10 protein-coding genes are annotated in these 16,721 nt (G+C 39.7%); 3 read left to right on the top strand and 7 right to left on the bottom strand.

From position 1 onward, the window contains the following. The first annotated feature begins 102 nt into the window (after nt 1-102). The 3 genes from I6E82_RS17470 to mdoH all read left to right on the top strand — a co-directional run bounded on the left by I6E82_RS17470 (nt 103) and on the right by mdoH (nt 6,711). On the top strand, nt 103-2,829 hold the full coding sequence (locus tag I6E82_RS17470) for an ExeM/NucH family extracellular endonuclease (RefSeq protein ID WP_197118383.1): 2,727 nt from the start codon (nt 103-105) through the stop codon (nt 2,827-2,829). 329 nt (nt 2,830-3,158) lie between these two features. Further along, entirely contained in the window at nt 3,159-4,778 is a 1,620-nt protein-coding gene (locus I6E82_RS17465; RefSeq protein ID WP_197118382.1) for a glucan biosynthesis protein, read from the top strand. Continuing rightward, complete coding sequence (gene mdoH / locus I6E82_RS17460; protein ID WP_024593824.1) at nt 4,750-6,711, top strand: glucans biosynthesis glucosyltransferase MdoH; 1,962 nt, start codon at nt 4,750-4,752, stop codon at nt 6,709-6,711. The genes I6E82_RS17465 and mdoH overlap by 29 nt, the downstream gene beginning before the upstream one ends. Before the next feature lie 853 nt (nt 6,712-7,564). Here mdoH and fusA read toward each other — a convergent pair. The 7 genes from fusA to I6E82_RS17425 all read right to left on the bottom strand — a co-directional run bounded on the left by fusA (nt 7,565) and on the right by I6E82_RS17425 (nt 16,458). After that, a complete protein-coding gene (fusA, locus tag I6E82_RS17455; RefSeq protein WP_010554859.1) occupies nt 7,565-9,649 on the bottom strand; it encodes an elongation factor G in 2,085 nt (694 codons plus the stop codon). Between the two features lie 206 nt (nt 9,650-9,855). Continuing rightward, nucleotides 9,856-10,581: a response regulator gene (locus tag I6E82_RS17450; RefSeq protein WP_024589479.1), complete on the bottom strand. Its 726-nt coding sequence runs from the start codon at nt 10,579-10,581 to the stop codon at nt 9,856-9,858. Between the two features lie 14 nt (nt 10,582-10,595). Continuing rightward, nucleotides 10,596-12,218, bottom strand: coding sequence for an ATP-binding protein (locus I6E82_RS17445; RefSeq protein WP_101163937.1), 1,623 nt, complete (start codon nt 12,216-12,218; stop codon nt 10,596-10,598). An 11-nt stretch (nt 12,219-12,229) separates the two neighbouring features. Next, nucleotides 12,230-13,750 (bottom strand): tripartite tricarboxylate transporter permease, encoded by a 1,521-nt coding sequence (locus I6E82_RS17440; RefSeq protein WP_008136529.1) that lies wholly within the window; start codon nt 13,748-13,750, stop codon nt 12,230-12,232. A 3-nt stretch (nt 13,751-13,753) separates the two neighbouring features. Continuing rightward, entirely contained in the window at nt 13,754-14,221 is a 468-nt protein-coding gene (locus tag I6E82_RS17435) for a tripartite tricarboxylate transporter TctB family protein (RefSeq protein ID WP_008136528.1), read from the bottom strand. Between the two features lie 12 nt (nt 14,222-14,233). Beyond that, on the bottom strand, nt 14,234-15,205 hold the full coding sequence (locus I6E82_RS17430) for a Bug family tripartite tricarboxylate transporter substrate binding protein (RefSeq protein WP_197118381.1): 972 nt from the start codon (nt 15,203-15,205) through the stop codon (nt 14,234-14,236). A gap of 11 nt (nt 15,206-15,216) precedes the next feature. Continuing rightward, entirely contained in the window at nt 15,217-16,458 is a 1,242-nt protein-coding gene (locus I6E82_RS17425; protein ID WP_197118380.1) for an OprO/OprP family phosphate-selective porin, read from the bottom strand. Between the last annotated feature and the right edge of the window lie 263 nt (nt 16,459-16,721).

Raw genomic sequence — 16,721 nt, 5'->3', positions numbered from 1 at the left:
GCCTTTTATTTACATTTGTTTACATTTTTGTATTATTTTCGTCATATTTATTCTCTAAACTGGTGTCCCATTTTGGGATTAATACACGGGAATAATAAAAAAATGTTTAAAACAAAAATAACACCACTCGCACTTGTTATAGCAAGTCTCAGTGCACCAGCCTCTGCAGATCTAATCATTTCAGAATACATAGAGGGAAGCAGTAATAATAAAGCAATTGAGCTTTATAATAACTCGTCATCTCCACTAACTCTTGATCAGTACTCACTAAGTTTGTATGTAAATGGCAAAACTACAATTCAATCAACTCTTGATTTGTCTGGTACTTTGGCAGCTAACAGTACCTTTGTTGTTGTTAATTCAAGTTCAAATGATGCACTAAAAGAAAAAGCCGATTTAGAACATGGTGTTGCTAACTTTAATGGTGATGATGCGTTAGTTCTAATGCAAGGTAGCACTGTAGTCGATAGCTTTGGCCAGCGCGGTGTAGATCCCGGTTCGTTTTGGTCTGAGGGCGCAGTACAAACACAAAATAAAACACTTCGTAGAAAAGATAGTATTACCGCAGGTAGAACAACACCTGACGCAGAGTTTAACCCGAGTGAAGAATGGGTACAGTTTGACCAAGATGACTTTGATGGTTTAGGTTCACATGCAGGTAATGGTGGAACAACACCTGAACCAATTCCAGAACCACTTGAACCACTTGTTTGTGGCGCAGAAAAAGTACTAATTAACGCTATACAAGGCGATAGCTCTGCAAGCCCGCTTGTTGATACTTTAGTAGAGTTTGAGGGGATTGTAACCGCAGACTTCCAAGATGATGATCAATTAAAAGGCTTTTTTGTTAGCTCACTTGCTGCTGACATAGATGCAAATCCTCTCACCTCTGAAGGTGTATTTGTTTATTTTGCAGATATTGACGTAAACGTAGGCGACCATGTACGTGTACAAGGTACTGTAGAAGAATATTTTGATGCAACACAAATCGGCAGTGTTAGCCAAGTTGCCATATGTGGCACTGGTTTAGCTGCAGCAGCTACAAAAATCACTTTACCTTTAGCTGATACAACTGATTTAGAAGCTTTTGAAGGTATGTTAGTTACATTAGAACAACCATTAGTAGTAACTAATAACTTTGGCCTTGGTCGATATGGTGAAGTTGAATTAGCAACAGAACGCTTGTATCAAGGTACCCAAGTTGCATTACCTGGAGATGCAGCTAATGCAGTTGAAACTGAAAATCTACTTAAAAAGATTTTACTAGATGATGGCTCTACAGTACAAAACTTAGACCCTACAGCCTACCCAACTCCAGGCTTATCAGCAGAAAATACATTACGTACTGGCGATACAGTTAATACGGTTACGGGGGCACTTGCTTATAGCTTTAGCCTTTACAGAATCCACCCAACGGTAGCACCTTCGTTTATTGCAACAAATGCACGTGAAAATGCGCCTGAACTTAATGCTGAAGCAGATTTACGTGTAGCTAGCTTTAACGTACTTAATTACTTTAATGGTGATGGCCAAGGCGGAGGGTTCCCTACAGCCCGAGGTGCAGATTCAGAAGCTGAATTTACTCGCCAAGAAGCTAAAATTGTAAGTGCCATTAGCGCTATCCAGGCCGATGTTGTTGGTTTAATGGAAATTGAAAATGATGGTTTTGGCGAATTTAGTGCAATTGCAAGCTTAGTAGATGCATTAAATGACGCTGATAGTGCTAACAACTATGCATTTGTTGATTTTAACGTAGATCAAATTGGTACCGATGCAATTACTACCGCACTTATCTATCGTGCTAACAAAGTAGAAGAAGTAGGTACTGCTGCTATTACGACTGAGGCTCCATTTGATTTTAGTAACCGTGCTCCAATTGCACAAAGCTTTAAATCATTAGAAACTGATGAAGTATTTACTGTTGCTGTGTCACACCTTAAATCTAAAAGCTGTGGTAGTGCTTCTGGAAACAATGCAGATTCAGGTGATGGACAAGGCTGTTGGAATGAAATACGCACAGAAGGTGCTAATGCATTCGCAAATTGGCTTGATAGCAAACCAACCGGTGTTGACGACGAAGATACTATTTTAGTCGGCGATATGAATGCTTACGCAATGGAAGATCCTATACGTGCATTTGCTGATAAAGGCTACAAAAATGTAGTTGCAGAAATTGATGGTGATACGCTTGGTTATTCTTACAGCTTTTCTGGTCGCGCTGGTAGTTTAGATCATGCAGTAGCTACCCAATCACTACTTAGCAAAATTGTCGCAGCAACAGATTGGCACATCAACGCAGATGAACCTATTTCTCTTGATTACAATGTAGAGTTTAAAAGCGAAGGTCAACAATCTAGTTTGTACTCTGAAAGTGCATACCGCGCATCAGATCACGACCCTGTAATTATTGATATTAAATCTGAAATCACTTTAACACCTGAAGAGCAAACGCCAGTTATTAAAGCTGATCAAGTTTTTGCAGTCGATGAAAACAGCGCAATTGGAACAATTATCGGCACACTCGATTTTAGTGATCCAAATGCCGATGAATCACCAGTTGTTAAATTTATTACATCTGATAATGACAGCGTTTCTATTAACAATCAGGGGCAGCTAATTGTTGCTGGAGAGATTGATTACGAATTTGAAAATCGTATTACTTTAACAGTGCAAGCTCAGGATAGCGTGGGTAACTTATCTAACGTTGAAAAAGTAGCCGTGAAAGTAAATAACTTACGCTCAGATGATGATAATGATGCAGGTTCATTATTATGGTTATCACTTCTTTTAGCACCACTATCAATAGTGCGTCGATTTAAAAAGAAATAACTAAGTTAAATCTAAACATTTAAAAGCCGCTCTTGCGGCTTTTTTATTTTATACAAATGTAATTCAGACAAGCTTCATTAAACCCCCCGTAATATGTTCAGACGATCTGTGAATCTTCTAGTAATTAATCAGTAACAACTACATACATTTGAGTGAATTTTACACAAAAAAACCTCAGTGAATTATGTATATAAATATTACCTATTGAAAAATATGAACTTTTATTTAGGTTTAAATTTTGCTCTAAGTTATTTAGAAGATACTTACAAAATAAAATCAATATTTACCCTAAACGTAAAAATAAGTCGTGTTTTTATAAAGGAATGAGAATGAAACAACTAACCCAAAATCTGCCTAAATGGCAAAAGAAGTCAGCACCACTACTGGGTCTACTTATTATTTTTTCGACTTGGGGCAATAGCAACCAAGCGATTGCTGCAACCGTTGATGTAGCAATCCCACAAAGTAGCTTATTTGACGTAATTAGCGCCCGCGCTAAAAAGTTAGCAAGCGAAGAATACGTGGCGCCTAAAAACATTGAGCTTGAAGCACTTAACAATATTGATTATCAAGATTACCGTTCAATTCGATTTAAAAAAGACAAAGCAGTATGGAAAGATGAAGGCCTGTACGAGCTGCAATTATTCCATCCTGGTTTTTTATATAAAACACCTGTGACAATAAATACCGTTGATAGCGACTCTAAACGCAGTCGCTTACCTTTCAGTACTGACTTTTACCAATACGATGGCACTGCTGCACCACTACAAGAAGAAATAGCTAAAAGTGTTGCGGATACTCAACTAGGTCATGCTGGATTTCGTGTGCATTACCCGTTAAATACTAACGAGTATAAAGACGAAGTAATGGTATTTCAGGGAGCATCGTATTTTAGAGTTGTTGGCCCTCAGCAAGTTTATGGATTATCAGCTAGAGGCCTTGCCATTGATACTGCAGAAAATTCAGGTGAAGAATTTCCAATGTTCAAAGAGTTTTGGTTAGTTAAACCAAAGGCCGACCAAACACAAATTACCATTTTTGCATTATTAGATAGCCCATCTATATCGGGTGCATACAAGTTTAATGTTGACCCTACAACTAATATGCTAGTTGATGTTGATATGCAGATATTTGCACGTAAAGACATTAAAAAGCTCGGCGTAGCTCCATTAACGAGTATGTTTTACCACGGTGAAAACAGTACCAAATTTTTTGATGACTATCGCCCTGAAGTTCATGACTCGGATGGCCTATTAACTCAATCTGCTGATGATAAATGGGTATGGCGCCCTCTTAACAACCCTTCACAGCTAAGTGTAACTTCGTTTTCATACAATAATCCAAAAGGTTTTGGGTTAGCTCAACGAGATCGAGATTTTAATAACTATCTGGACACAGAAGCACATTACCACAACCGCCCTAGTCTATGGATTGAACCACAAGGTGAATGGGGAAATGGCCGTGTAGAGCTAGTAGAGATACCTACTGACACAGAAACTAACGACAATATCGTCAGTTACTGGGTACCAGAAAAGCCAATGAAAGCCGGTGATTCATTAAAGCTAAGCTACAAAATGACGACCTTTAATGCAGTTTTAACTCAGCACGAAAAAGCGAGAGTACTGCGCACAAGAATCGGTAGCGCCGCTTTACCAGGTGAAGACAATCCACCACCAAAAAGCCATCGCCAATTTACTGTTGATTTTACTGGGTCAGAAATAAATCAACTCTCTGAACAGTTAAAGCTAGATGCCGACATTCAACTTACAACAGGCGAAGTAACCGACGTGAATGTACAAAAACTGCCTGATTCACGCGGATGGCGTGTAGCCTTTAAAATTGCACCACAGGACGATCAACCCGTTGATATGCGTTTATCGTTAAAATTACGTGACAAAGAAATTAGCGAGGTATGGAGTTATGTTTGGTACCCAAATGACATCAAGTAATAAAGGTAAGGGCACTCCAATGCCATTCAAAACATTAAGAGTTTGGCTATTTGCTATTGCAGCGCTTGGCACATCTGGCTACGGCATATCTATTATGTTTGAGATTTTAAGCTCAAACGGTATGACATTACTTGAGTATGCTCTTTTAGTATTATTCTCAATCACTTTTGCCTGGATTGTAACGGCCTTTTGTAGTGGAACAATCGGCTTTGTATTACAGCTATTACGAATTGACCCACTTACGCTAAAGCGTATTAAACCAATTGAGTTCAATAGTGAGGCAATTAACGCCCAAAAAACCGCCGTTGTAATGCCTATTTACAACGAAGACACCCACCGTGTTATCGCGGGCTTTGAAGTTAGTCTGCAATCGTTAAAAGAAACAGGCCAACTTGCAAACTTTGATTTTTACTTATTAAGCGACACGCAAGACCCAGAAATAGCTAAAAACGAGCTAAGTGCATGGCATGCATTGTGTGAACGTTTAGGTGATACGGCTAAAAACGTTTTTTATCGTCGTCGCGAAGATAACAAACACCGTAAAGTAGGTAACCTAACCGACTTTTGTGAGCGCTGGGGCAGCCAGTACGACCATATGATTGTGCTTGATGCAGATAGCGTAATGACCGGGAAATGTATGTTAGAGCTTACTACAAGTATGCTCAACAACCCACAAGCAGGCCTGATCCAAACTATTCCGATCCCTGTTCGTCAAGATACCTTTTTTGGCCGCTTTTTACAGTTTGCGTCAGTGCTATATAGCCCAATGCTCGCTACTGGCTCAGCTTTTTGGCAAACTGATAAAGCCAACTACTGGGGTCATAATGCAATCATTAGAGTTGAAGCATTTATAACGTGCTGTGGCTTGCCAACACTAAAAGGTAATGCACCTTTTGGCGGCGAAATTTTAAGTCATGACTTTGTAGAAGCTTCACTACTTCACAGTGCTGGTTGGGATGTATTGTTGCTATCAGATATTGAAGGCAGCTATGAAGAAGTACCAAGTAACATTCTAGACTACGCTGTACGCGATAGACGCTGGGTGCAAGGTAATATTCAGCACTTAGGTTTACTATCATCATCAAAATTAAAATTAATGAGTAAGCTACACTTTTTACTCGGTGCCACAGCCTATATTTCATCACTAATTTGGCTCTCAATGCTAGCGCTAAGTACTATTGACGCAGTAACGCGCGCATTAAATAGTGATGTGTACTTTAACCGTGTTTATCAATTATTCCCTACATGGCAAATAGCTAAAACCGATCTGATTGATTCACTCTTGTATTTAACTATTGTTATTTTATTAATGCCTAAACTAATGGGCATAATAGTCACCTTAATACATAGAAACAAACGCTTTGGTGGTTCAATTAAGCTCATACTAGGCTCAATCATTGAAACCGTATTTGCTATTATTGTTGCCCCATTAATGATGGTATTTCATGCTTACTTTGTACTTTGTGTGTTTTTAGGTAAAAAAGTGAAGTGGGATGCGCAACCGCGCGAAGGTCGTATGGTTCCGTGGAAAGAGGCGTTTGGTTATACGTTATTCTCAACTATTGTGGCTATTGCATGGGGTTGTACGGCTTACTACTTCACACCAGTATTCTTTTGGTGGTTATCACCTATATTGCTGGGCTTAGTATTAGGCGCTCCGATTATCCGTTATACCAGTAGCATTAAACTCGGTGTACAACTAAGAAAGTTAGGTATATTTATTTGCCCTAGTGAAGTTGATAACGACTCAACTCTAGAAGCACTTAAAATACATCTAAAAGAAATTTCGGTACCAAAGGAAGGTGCTTATCCACAAACAATACCGGCACTACCACAAGAGCAGTTGGTAACAATGCCTATCCAGTCTTTTAAGAAGCCACGCAGGCTAAAGATGAAAGCGCTAAAAGCTAAGGCTATAAAAAAGTTTAATTAGCGCGTTATAAAATACAAAAACAAAAAAGGAGCGATTAATCGCTCCTTTTTGCTATCTAAATTAAAGATCAAGCATTGCATTTATCGCTAATATTTTCAATTTTGTTAGCTAACTTATTGCAGTACATTTTAGAAATAGCTGATTGCGTTTCATCATCAAGTTGCCAGTTATAAAAATGGAACGTTTTACCATTATCTAACTCCACCTTAAAAATGGTGAAAAGAAAAAACGAACTAAATGATACGCAACTAATTTCCTCGCTATTGATATAACGCTTTGTGCATAAACGCGTATAACAAATGCCTGCTTTATAACAATGTAAAAAACGAAGATGAAGAATATTAAAAGTAGTAATAATCAGTAGAGCTGGCATTACAGTGAGAAAAACAATTTTTAGGTTCACAGAAAATATAATATGAATTAAAAATATTAAGCTGAATGCTAAAACGCATTTTGTAAATTGTAGCCACCAGTTTGGTGCTAATTTAATAGATTTCATGATTGTTACGTCTTATATAGAATTAATAGCAAACGTCTCTGCTGCGGAGACTTCCTTATCTGACTTTAGAGCTCTAGTCTAAAAGTGCTAGTATTCTACATTACGTATATAGATGCATCAATAGAAGTTCTTAAAATTCATACAGTTACATTTACTTTACAATTAACCTCTTATAAACCAACCAATTAAGTGATTGAGGTAAATAAATTGCTCTCTAGTACCTTTTTATTAATTAGTAACATAGGACTAATTAATAATAAAAAGTAGTTATAAACAACTAAAAAATAAAACCAAATTATAGGCAATAAAAAACCCGCAACATGTGCGGGTTTTTTTAAAGAGTTAAAGAGCTAATTACTTAGCAGCTTTTTTCTCTTTTTCTGCAGCGATTACTGTATCAGCAACGTTTTGCGGACATGCAGCGTAGTGTGAGAACTCCATAGAGAACTGACCACGACCAGATGTCATTGTACGTAGTGTACCGATGTAACCGAACATTTCTGATAACGGTACGTCAGCTTTAATACGGCTGCCTGTTAAACCAGCTTCTTGGTCTTTCATCATGCCACGACGACGGTTAAGGTCACCGATTACGTCACCAACGTGATCTTCTGGAGTGAACACGTCAACATTCATGATTGGCTCAAGAAGTTGTGCGCCCGCTTTAGGGATCGATTGACGGAAAGCGCCTTTAGCAGCGATTTCGAACGCGATTGCAGATGAATCCACGGCATGGAAACCACCGTCGAAAAGTTCAATTTCAACGTCAAGTACAGGGAAGCCAGCTAGAACACCAGTACCCATCATTGACTTGAAGCCTTTCTCAACTGCAGGCCAGAATTCTTTAGGTACGTTACCACCAACAACTGATGATTTAAACGTGAAACCTGAAGCAACTTCGCCTGGCTTGATGCGGTAGTCGATTTTACCGAACTGACCAGAACCACCAGATTGTTTCTTATGCGTGTAGCTATCTTCAATTTCTTTAGTGATAGTTTCACGGTAAGCAACTTGTGGTTGACCAACAATAAGGTCTACGCCGTAAGTACGCTTAAGAATATCTACTTTGATATCTAAGTGAAGCTCACCCATACCTTTAAGGATAGTCTCGCCTGAATCTTCATCAGTCTCAACTTGGAAAGATGGATCTTCTGCAACCATTTTACCGATAGCAACACCCATTTTCTCATTACCGCCTTTATCTTTAGGCTGTACAGCAATCGAGATTACTGGAGTTGGGAATACCATTGGCTCAAGTGTTACTGGGTGCTTAGGATCACATAGAGTGTGACCAGTTTGCACGTTTTTCATACCTACGATAGCAATGATGTCACCAGCTTGCGCGCTAGTTAATTCGTTACGATCATCTGCTTGCATCTCAACCATACGGCCAACACGCTCAGTTTTACCAGTAAACGAGTTAAGGATAGTGTCACCCTTGTTTAGTTTACCTGAGTAAATACGTACGAATGTTAATGCACCAAAACGGTCATCCATTATTTTGAATGCTAACGCTTTGAAAGGTTCGTCAGTAGATACTACTGCGAACTCGCCATTTTCGTTACCTTCTTCATCCATAAGAGGTTGAGGATCAACTTCTGTAGGACATGGTAAGTAATCAACAACAGCGTCAAGAATAAGCTGCATACCTTTGTTCTTAAACGCAGAACCACAGTATGTTGGGAAGAAAGCAAGGTCACGAGTACCTTTACGGATACAACGTTTGATGTCTTCTAAAGAAGGTGCTTCACCTTCCATGTAAGCTTCAAGTAGTGCATCGTCTTGCTCAAGGGCAGTTTCAACAAGCATTTCATAATACTCGTCAGTTTTATCTACCATGTCTGCAGGAATGTCTGTGATTTCGTAGTTTTCAGGAAGACCAGTGTCATCCCAAACGTATGCTTTTTTAGTTAAAACATCTACAACACCAACAAACTCATCTTCAATACCAATTGGTAAAGTCATGATTAGTGGAGTTGCGCCAAGTACTTTACGTACTTGCTCAGTTACACGGTAAAAATCAGCACCCATACGGTCTAATTTATTTACGAAGATAATACGTGCAACTTCTGAATCATTAGCATAACGCCAGTTAGTTTCTGATTGTGGTTCAACACCACCAGAACCACAGAACACACCGATGCCGCCATCTAGTACTTTAAGTGAACGGTAAACTTCAACTGTGAAGTCAACGTGTCCAGGAGTATCGATAACGTTAAAACGGTGATCTTTCCAGAAACAGCTTACAGCCGCAGACTGAATAGTAATACCGCGCTCAGCTTCTTGTTCCATGAAGTCAGTAGTAGATTCACCATCATGAACCTCACCAGTTTTATGGATTTGACCAGTAAGCTTTAGGATACGCTCAGTAGTCGTGGTCTTACCCGCATCAACGTGCGCGAAAATACCAATGTTTCTGTACTTCGATAAATCTGCCATTAATTTTGCTCTTAATAAAGTCGATAAATTATTCCGCAGGAGTATAACATCACTTAAAGCGAACATCACCATACAAGCCGCTTAAAATGCAATCAATTCAACATATTTTTTTTATCGTCAGAATCTATTAAATATCAAACATAACAAAAAAAACGTAAGGCATTGAAATAAATGAAATTTAATATTTAAGCCTTAGGTACAAAAAGTTACTTCGCTATTTTATAGCAACGTTCAGGGCGGCCAATACTGCCATAACTTTGATCCGCTGTTAACTTACCTGATTCAAGCAAATACTCCAAGTAACGGCGTGCTGTAGAGCGACTAACACCAACCAAATCGCCCATTTGCTGAGCGGTAAATGCAGTGGTTGCGTGCTCTACAAAAGCATCATGTATTTTTTGCAGGGTAAGTTGATCGACCCCTTTTGGTAAACGAACAGACGTGTTGGTTTGCTGCTTTGAACCAAATAACGTATCAACCATTGACTGCGTTACTTCACTTGCATCAGAAAAACATTGCTGACGTGATTCAAAACGTGCGAGTGCTTGATCAAGTCGGTTTAACATTAATGGTTTTACTAAAAAGTCGCATGCACCTAACTGCATTGCTTTTTCAAGGGTTTCGACCTCTTTTGCAGCAGTGAGCAGCATAACCTCACTTTTAATCGTTCGACGTCGTAAGTCGGTCAATAAATCAAGTCCGTTACCATCAGGTAAATGTATATCGAGTAAAATCAAATCGGGTTCAATTGCATGCAGTAAGGCTGTTGCCGTGCTTAAATTACCTGCAATGCCCACTACCTGATACTGTGCTTGCCTTAAACTTTGCTTTGGCGTTTGACTACCTGCGACACCATTTGGTAATAACAAGTACTGCGCTAATAGCTGTGCTACCTCTACTTCGTCTTCAATTATTACTACTGAATACGTCATGTTTAATGCTCTTATTATTTTGGAATGTAAACACTTAGTCTTGCACCAAGTAGGTCTGACTCACCAATTTCTAACGTGCCACCGCATGAGTCTAAATTTGTTTTTACTAAATATAAACCAATACCATGCTCTGCTCCTGATTTAGAGCTGTACTGAGGGGTAAAAATAACATCATGGTCAGAACCTAACCCAAAGCCTGTATCTTCTACATCAAATAAGAGAGTTTGGCTGGTTTCATCAACGGTTACCCGTACTTTTGCAGAGCGAGAGTTCGATGACCTAATAGCAGCCTCAATCGCATTATCTATAAGGTTACCTAAAATAGATACAACTCGCTCGAGCATATCTTTACGTGCAATAACACCAAGTAGGCTGTCGGGGTTAAGCTCAAGCGCAACATTTAATTCTCTTGCTTTATGATATTTACCCACCAACAAACCAGCAAGCACAGGGTCTTGTATGCGCTCTAACAAGTTATGAATTTGTGCCTGAGAGCCCTGGCTTTCTTGCCCTATTATTTCTATAGCTTGTTCGTTTTTGCCCATTTGCACTAACGCACCAATTAAGTTGAGCTTATTAGAATAGTCATGAGTTTGTACCCTTAAAAGCTCTGCAAAAGCCTGAACTTTAGTAAGTTGTTGGCTTAAATACTCAAGTTCATCAGAGGGGCGCATACTCAGTAAAATACCATCCGCCTGCCCTTGCACTTGCAAAGAAAATCTCGATAATATAAGGCGTTTATCGGCGGCAAATAATTCAAAACCCACTATTTTACGTCGCTGATTACGCAATAAAAATTCTGCATGTTCAGGTAATAAATCGTTTAAGCTGAGGTTCTGATTAATAATTGAAGTTGGTTTATCTAATATTTCGCAGGCGCGTTGATTGAGTTTTCGTACTTTTCCGTCCGGGTCGAGTGCAATAATACCGCTGCGTACCGTATTTAAAATTGCATCTTGTTCTGAAAACAAACGTGCAATTTCATCTGGCTGCAGGCCAAAAATAGCATTTCTGACACGCTGTCCAATATAAATAGCCGCCAGTATACTTAAACCTACAAGTATTAAGCCCCATATTAAAATTTCACTACTGCGAGAGAGAATAAGCGGATCGATTGATTGTACTAAAAAACCAACCGATACAACGCCTACTATTTCATTATTACCTGCGTACACCGGCACTTTGCCACGAATTGATTCACCTAAGCTACCATGGGCCACCGAAATATAGCGTTCACCTTTTAATGCAGCTTGGCTATCGCCTCCGACCATTTTTTTGCCAATTTTATCTTCATCTGGATGCACAATACGAAGCGCATTTTCATCGCCAACAACAATAAAATCAGCACCTACAAGCTGTCGTAAATCTTCAATTTGCATGTTAATAGCGGTTAAGTCACTAGGTATTCTCAGTGCATTAATTACATCAGCACGTGTGGCAATACTGCTTGCTACAGCTAATGCTTTATCACCAATATGGTTATGTAAGCTTTGCGCTGTAAGTTGATACACCAACGCGCCAAATAATAAAGCCTGCAATACACACAATCCTGTTACCCAAATAATTAAACGTGTTTCTAATCGCTTAGGTTTTGTGACCATGTTTTGCAATGGATTTAGCTTGTTGGTGTTTTTCATTTCATTCTCAATTATGCATTTACTTTGTCTGCACGGCGTTGCATTAAATAATCTTTTAACGGAAACAACAGCACTAAAATTGAAATTACAAATATGCTCAATGTTAGCGGACGATCCCATAAAAAGCTTAATGAGCCATCAGAAATCATCATTGAACGACGGAAGTTTCGCTCAATCATATCTCCTAATATAAAACCTAATAATAATGGTGCCATAGGAAATGACAGTAATCGCAATACTAGCGCAACCACCGCAAATCCTACCATCATAAATAAGTCGAAGGTATTGAAGGACACTAAGTAAACACCAATTAAGCTAAAGAACAATATCATCACGGTGAGTACCGACTTAGGCATTGCTAATACTTTTGCAAAGTAAGGAATAAGCGGCAAATTTAAAATAAGCAGTACAATATTACCAAAGTACATACTTACAATAACCGCCCAAAATACACTTGGGTTTTCTTGCATAAGCATTGGACCTGGTTGAATGCCGTAAGCAATCAAAGCACCTAGCATAATTGCCGTAGTACCTGAGCCCGGAATACCAAGCGTTAACAGTGGAACAAACGATCCTGTACACGCCGCATTATTTGCCGACTCTGGTGCAGCTAAACCACGTAATGAGCCTTTACCAAACTTTTCTTTTAAACCTTTTGGCGCTAAATTTCGCTCTGTTGCATAAGCCATAAAGCTCGCAATAGTTGCACCAGCACCCGGTAACACTCCCACTATAAAACCTAAAATAGACGAGCGACCAATCACTGGTGCTATCTCTTTAATCTCGGCTTTGCTTAACTTGGTTGAACCTATTTGCGGTGTGTCTGAGTCATTAATGTTTTTAGCATCTTTTTTCTCTGGTTTTACAACATTTACAAGCGCCTCGGCTAATGCAAATGTTGCCATAGCAACCAGTAAAAAGCTTATTCCATCGAGTAAATCAGGTTGCCCGAAGGTAAATCGGTCAGTACCTGATGATGGATCAATTCCAACCGTTGCTAGCATCAAGCCAAACACAGTCATCATCATTGCTTTTAAAAATTGCCCTTTATTTGAAAATGCTGCAATAGCTGTTAGGCCTAAAAACATCAGCACAACATAATCAGGGGATTGAAAACTCAATGACACTTTTGCTAATAAAGGCGCAGCTACCATTAATAATATGGCGCCAATCGTTCCGCCTATAAAGGAGGAATAAGCAGCAATTGCCAATGCTTTACCTGCGTGCCCTTGTTTAGCAAGCGGGTAGCCATCAAAGGAGGAAGCTACCGTACCCGCCACGCCTGGCGCATTAATTAAAATAGATGACGTAGAGCCACCAAAAATAGCGCCGTAATAAACACCCGCCATTAAAATCATGCCCGAATCGGCGCCAATGCTGTAAGTAATTGGGATCATTAAGGCAATTGCGGTAATTGGCCCCAATCCTGGTAACATACCTATAAAAGTACCTACCAAGCAGCCTGCTATAACGTACATTAAATTATTAAAGTCGAGCACGGTCGACAAACCAAGCATAATTCCATCAAACATAACTTAACTCCACAAATCGCCCGGAACCAAGTAAATACCTAATACTTGAGTCATCAAAAACCAAAAAACTACCGCAACCGGTATCGATGCAAATAGCAAAATTCCCTTACGTCTTTCGCCCATCACAAAAAAGCCCGCAAGCAAAAACGCACTAGTAGAAATTAAAAAACCAATTGGCTCCAGCGCCGCGCTATAAATTACCATTAATATTAATAAACCAAAGGTGCGCAGTACGTGTGACTTTTCAAGAACATCATCGGTATTAGTTTTCTCTCTTGGTTTAAGCAATGTTGAACCAATAGAAAGTAAGCACACCACAATACCAAACCCGGCATATACTTTAGGAAGTGTCGCTGAGGTAACCGTTTCGTATTCTTCAAACGGTAGTAGCGGAATTTGCCATGCAACCACAGCGTATAAAGTAAATAGCGCCAAGAATAAACTTGGCCCTATTAATTCTCGATTCGTCATTTTAAACCTCGATTACGGCAATGTGCGGATAAAGCCAAGCTCTTCCATTACAGCTCTAAGCTGCACTTCTTGCGCTTCTAGTGACTTAATAAACTCATCTTTTTCTTGAAAAAGATTTAGCCAACCGTTACGAGCTCGTACAGCTTCCCACTCAGGTGTACTTTGCAACTCACGTAGTTTTTTTGTGTACTGTGCTAACTTTTCAGCGGGTAAATTAGGTGCAGCAAAAAGACCACGCCAATTAACAAATTCCATATCGTAACCTAGTGACTTAAGTGTGGGTATTTTTGGGTAATCAGGTAAGGGCTCACCCGATGTAACCGCTAAAATACGTGCTTGACCACCGTTAGCTACTTCAAGCGCTTCACTTAAGCCAGTAGAAAGTAAATTCACTTCGCCTGAAAGCAACCCAGCCTTCGCTTTACCGCCTGCATCGTAAGGAATATAACGTAGGCGTCGACCATCTATACCCGCAGCTTTAACTGCTTGAGCCGCCACTAAGTGATCCATACTGCCGCGAGCAGAACCGCCCGCCACTTTTACCGAACTTGGATCTTCTTTTATTGATTTAATAACATCCTCCCAAGTTTTAAATGGAGAGTCATTACGCACTACAAACGCGCCATAATCTGCAATCATACTGGCTACAGGTGTTAAATCGCGATAGCTATAAGGAATTCGACCACTTAACGCGCGCAATACGATAGGCGTTGAGTTAACCATTAAAATATCGCCCTTTTTAGTGCCCGACTCAATTAAATAGGCAATAGCACGACCGCCTCCACCACCAGACATATTTTGAAAAGATGCATTATTTTCAATGCCCGACTTAACTAAACCTTCGCCTATACCACGGGCTGTTGTATCCCAACCACCACCAGGTCCGCCTGGGATTAAAAAGTGAGTGTCGGCCATTACGATTGGGCTGCTAAGTACTAACGATGCTGCAAGTATGGTCGTTTGTAATGATTTAAATAATTTCATTGTGTATCCCTTTAAAATAAATACTGCATACGTGCACTAAAGCCCATACCAGAGTCTTCGTCGCCAACCAGCGCAGTAGTACCGGCACCTTCTACATCGCTGTAAATTAGATTACCCATAAACTTAATATCACTACTTACGTAATAAGATGTACCTAATGTATAAGTTGTCGCTTTTGTGCCTTGTAAGCGACTTGTAGCGTCTACTTCTGAAACACGTGCCACCAACTCCCATGCATCTTTAATATTTTTAGGTTGTACAAATAATGCAGAGCTCGCTTTGTATTGGCGCTGTTCGCCACCTAAAAAATAACTTGCCGATACATGAAAACCATCAAAGCGCTCGCCATCTAAAAAATCAGCACTATTAGCGGCATCAAGTGAGCGGCTTGCATATTCAGCCTCAAGTGTTAAAGAATCCGCCTGATAAGCAAACTCAAGACCGGTTTGCGATAAACTATCAAGTGGGCTTGTTACACCACCAGCAGCATAATCAACAAGGCGAGTATTAGTCTCGCGTACTTCACCACGCGCAAAACGTGCGCCTAATTCATTGCCACCCATATCGCGATATGAATGCCACACGCCTAAATGAATTACATCGCCAGGTGATGCACTCGACCATGTAGCACGCCCAGTAATAGCAAGAGTAAGCTTGTCGTTTTCATCGCTACCTGTTGCACCAAATGCATCATTTTTATAAACGCCTATCGCGTAACGAAAGCCAGAGTCTTTAAAATATTGATAGGCAGAAGCGCCCCAACGAAAAAATGGGGAGAAAGTATTGGCAAGCGAACTACGCTCAATCGTATTAATGTGCTTTGAACTGGTTAATGCATTTAGCGATATATCTTCGCGAATTTTACCTGCTTTAACTTTAAGTCCGTTATCAAACGCATAACGAACACGCGCCATCACTATTTCAGCAGTGCCTTCGGCAAACTCGAGTAACAACTTGTGATCCCAATTTCCGTGCTCACTTTCAACGTAAGTACGAATACGACGAGGGAAAAAATCGCTCCCGCCAGAGCCCTCGTTATCGGCATTGTAAGCACCATCAAAATAGTTGTAGTCGAGCTGAACCCGTCCACCAAACTCTAAATTAAAACCACTGGTTGTTTTTAATGCACTTACTTCTTTTTGTAACGCATCTAATTGCTCTTGTAGTTTTTGCGTATCGTTATCGGCTAAAACGGATGTACTTGCTAATGCAGCAGCAACTGCCAAAGCGAGTTGTGTGTTACTTCCTTTCATTATTTTCTCCACGCTTGTGTATGTATTTATTGTCAGGTAGATAAGCGACGACAAACTGCTATCTAACTCGCAGCTTATTGTTAACGTGAAATTAACTAAATATTTAGAAGGTAAGGTGCATTGATGATCGTTATGTGCTTTTTGCTCATAAAGTTCATGAACAAAAAGAGCAAAAACAGTTACTGTTATATTTTGATTTATAAACACTTTTAAAGGTTTGAATGATTACCGTACGAATAAATAGATAGAATTTTTGCAGCTCT

The sequence above is a fragment of the Pseudoalteromonas sp. NZS11 genome (assembly GCF_015864765.1).
In the GTDB taxonomy this organism is placed as follows: Bacteria; Pseudomonadota; Gammaproteobacteria; order Enterobacterales; family Alteromonadaceae; genus Pseudoalteromonas; species Pseudoalteromonas arctica.
The sequence above is the reverse complement of the archived record's forward strand: the minus strand, read 5'-3'. Positions and strand labels throughout refer to the sequence as shown.

Excerpts from the sequence above, each read along its gene's own strand:
- I6E82_RS17430 (WP_197118381.1), bottom strand. The coding sequence starts at position 15,205 with ATGAAATTATTTAAATCATTACAAACGACCATACTTGCAGCATCGTTA.
- I6E82_RS17440 (WP_008136529.1), bottom strand. The coding sequence starts at position 13,750 with ATGTTTGATGGAATTATGCTTGGTTTGTCGACCGTGCTCGACTTTAAT.
- I6E82_RS17435 (WP_008136528.1), bottom strand. The coding sequence starts at position 14,221 with ATGACGAATCGAGAATTAATAGGGCCAAGTTTATTCTTGGCGCTATTT.
- I6E82_RS17445 (WP_101163937.1), bottom strand. The coding sequence starts at position 12,218 with ATGAAAAACACCAACAAGCTAAATCCATTGCAAAACATGGTCACAAAA.
- I6E82_RS17425 (WP_197118380.1), bottom strand. The coding sequence starts at position 16,458 with ATGAAAGGAAGTAACACACAACTCGCTTTGGCAGTTGCTGCTGCATTA.
- I6E82_RS17470 (WP_197118383.1), top strand. The coding sequence starts at position 103 with ATGTTTAAAACAAAAATAACACCACTCGCACTTGTTATAGCAAGTCTC.
- fusA (WP_010554859.1), bottom strand. The coding sequence starts at position 9,649 with ATGGCAGATTTATCGAAGTACAGAAACATTGGTATTTTCGCGCACGTT.
- I6E82_RS17450 (WP_024589479.1), bottom strand. The coding sequence starts at position 10,581 with ATGACGTATTCAGTAGTAATAATTGAAGACGAAGTAGAGGTAGCACAG.
- mdoH (WP_024593824.1), top strand. The coding sequence starts at position 4,750 with ATGTTTGGTACCCAAATGACATCAAGTAATAAAGGTAAGGGCACTCCA.
- I6E82_RS17465 (WP_197118382.1), top strand. The coding sequence starts at position 3,159 with ATGAAACAACTAACCCAAAATCTGCCTAAATGGCAAAAGAAGTCAGCA.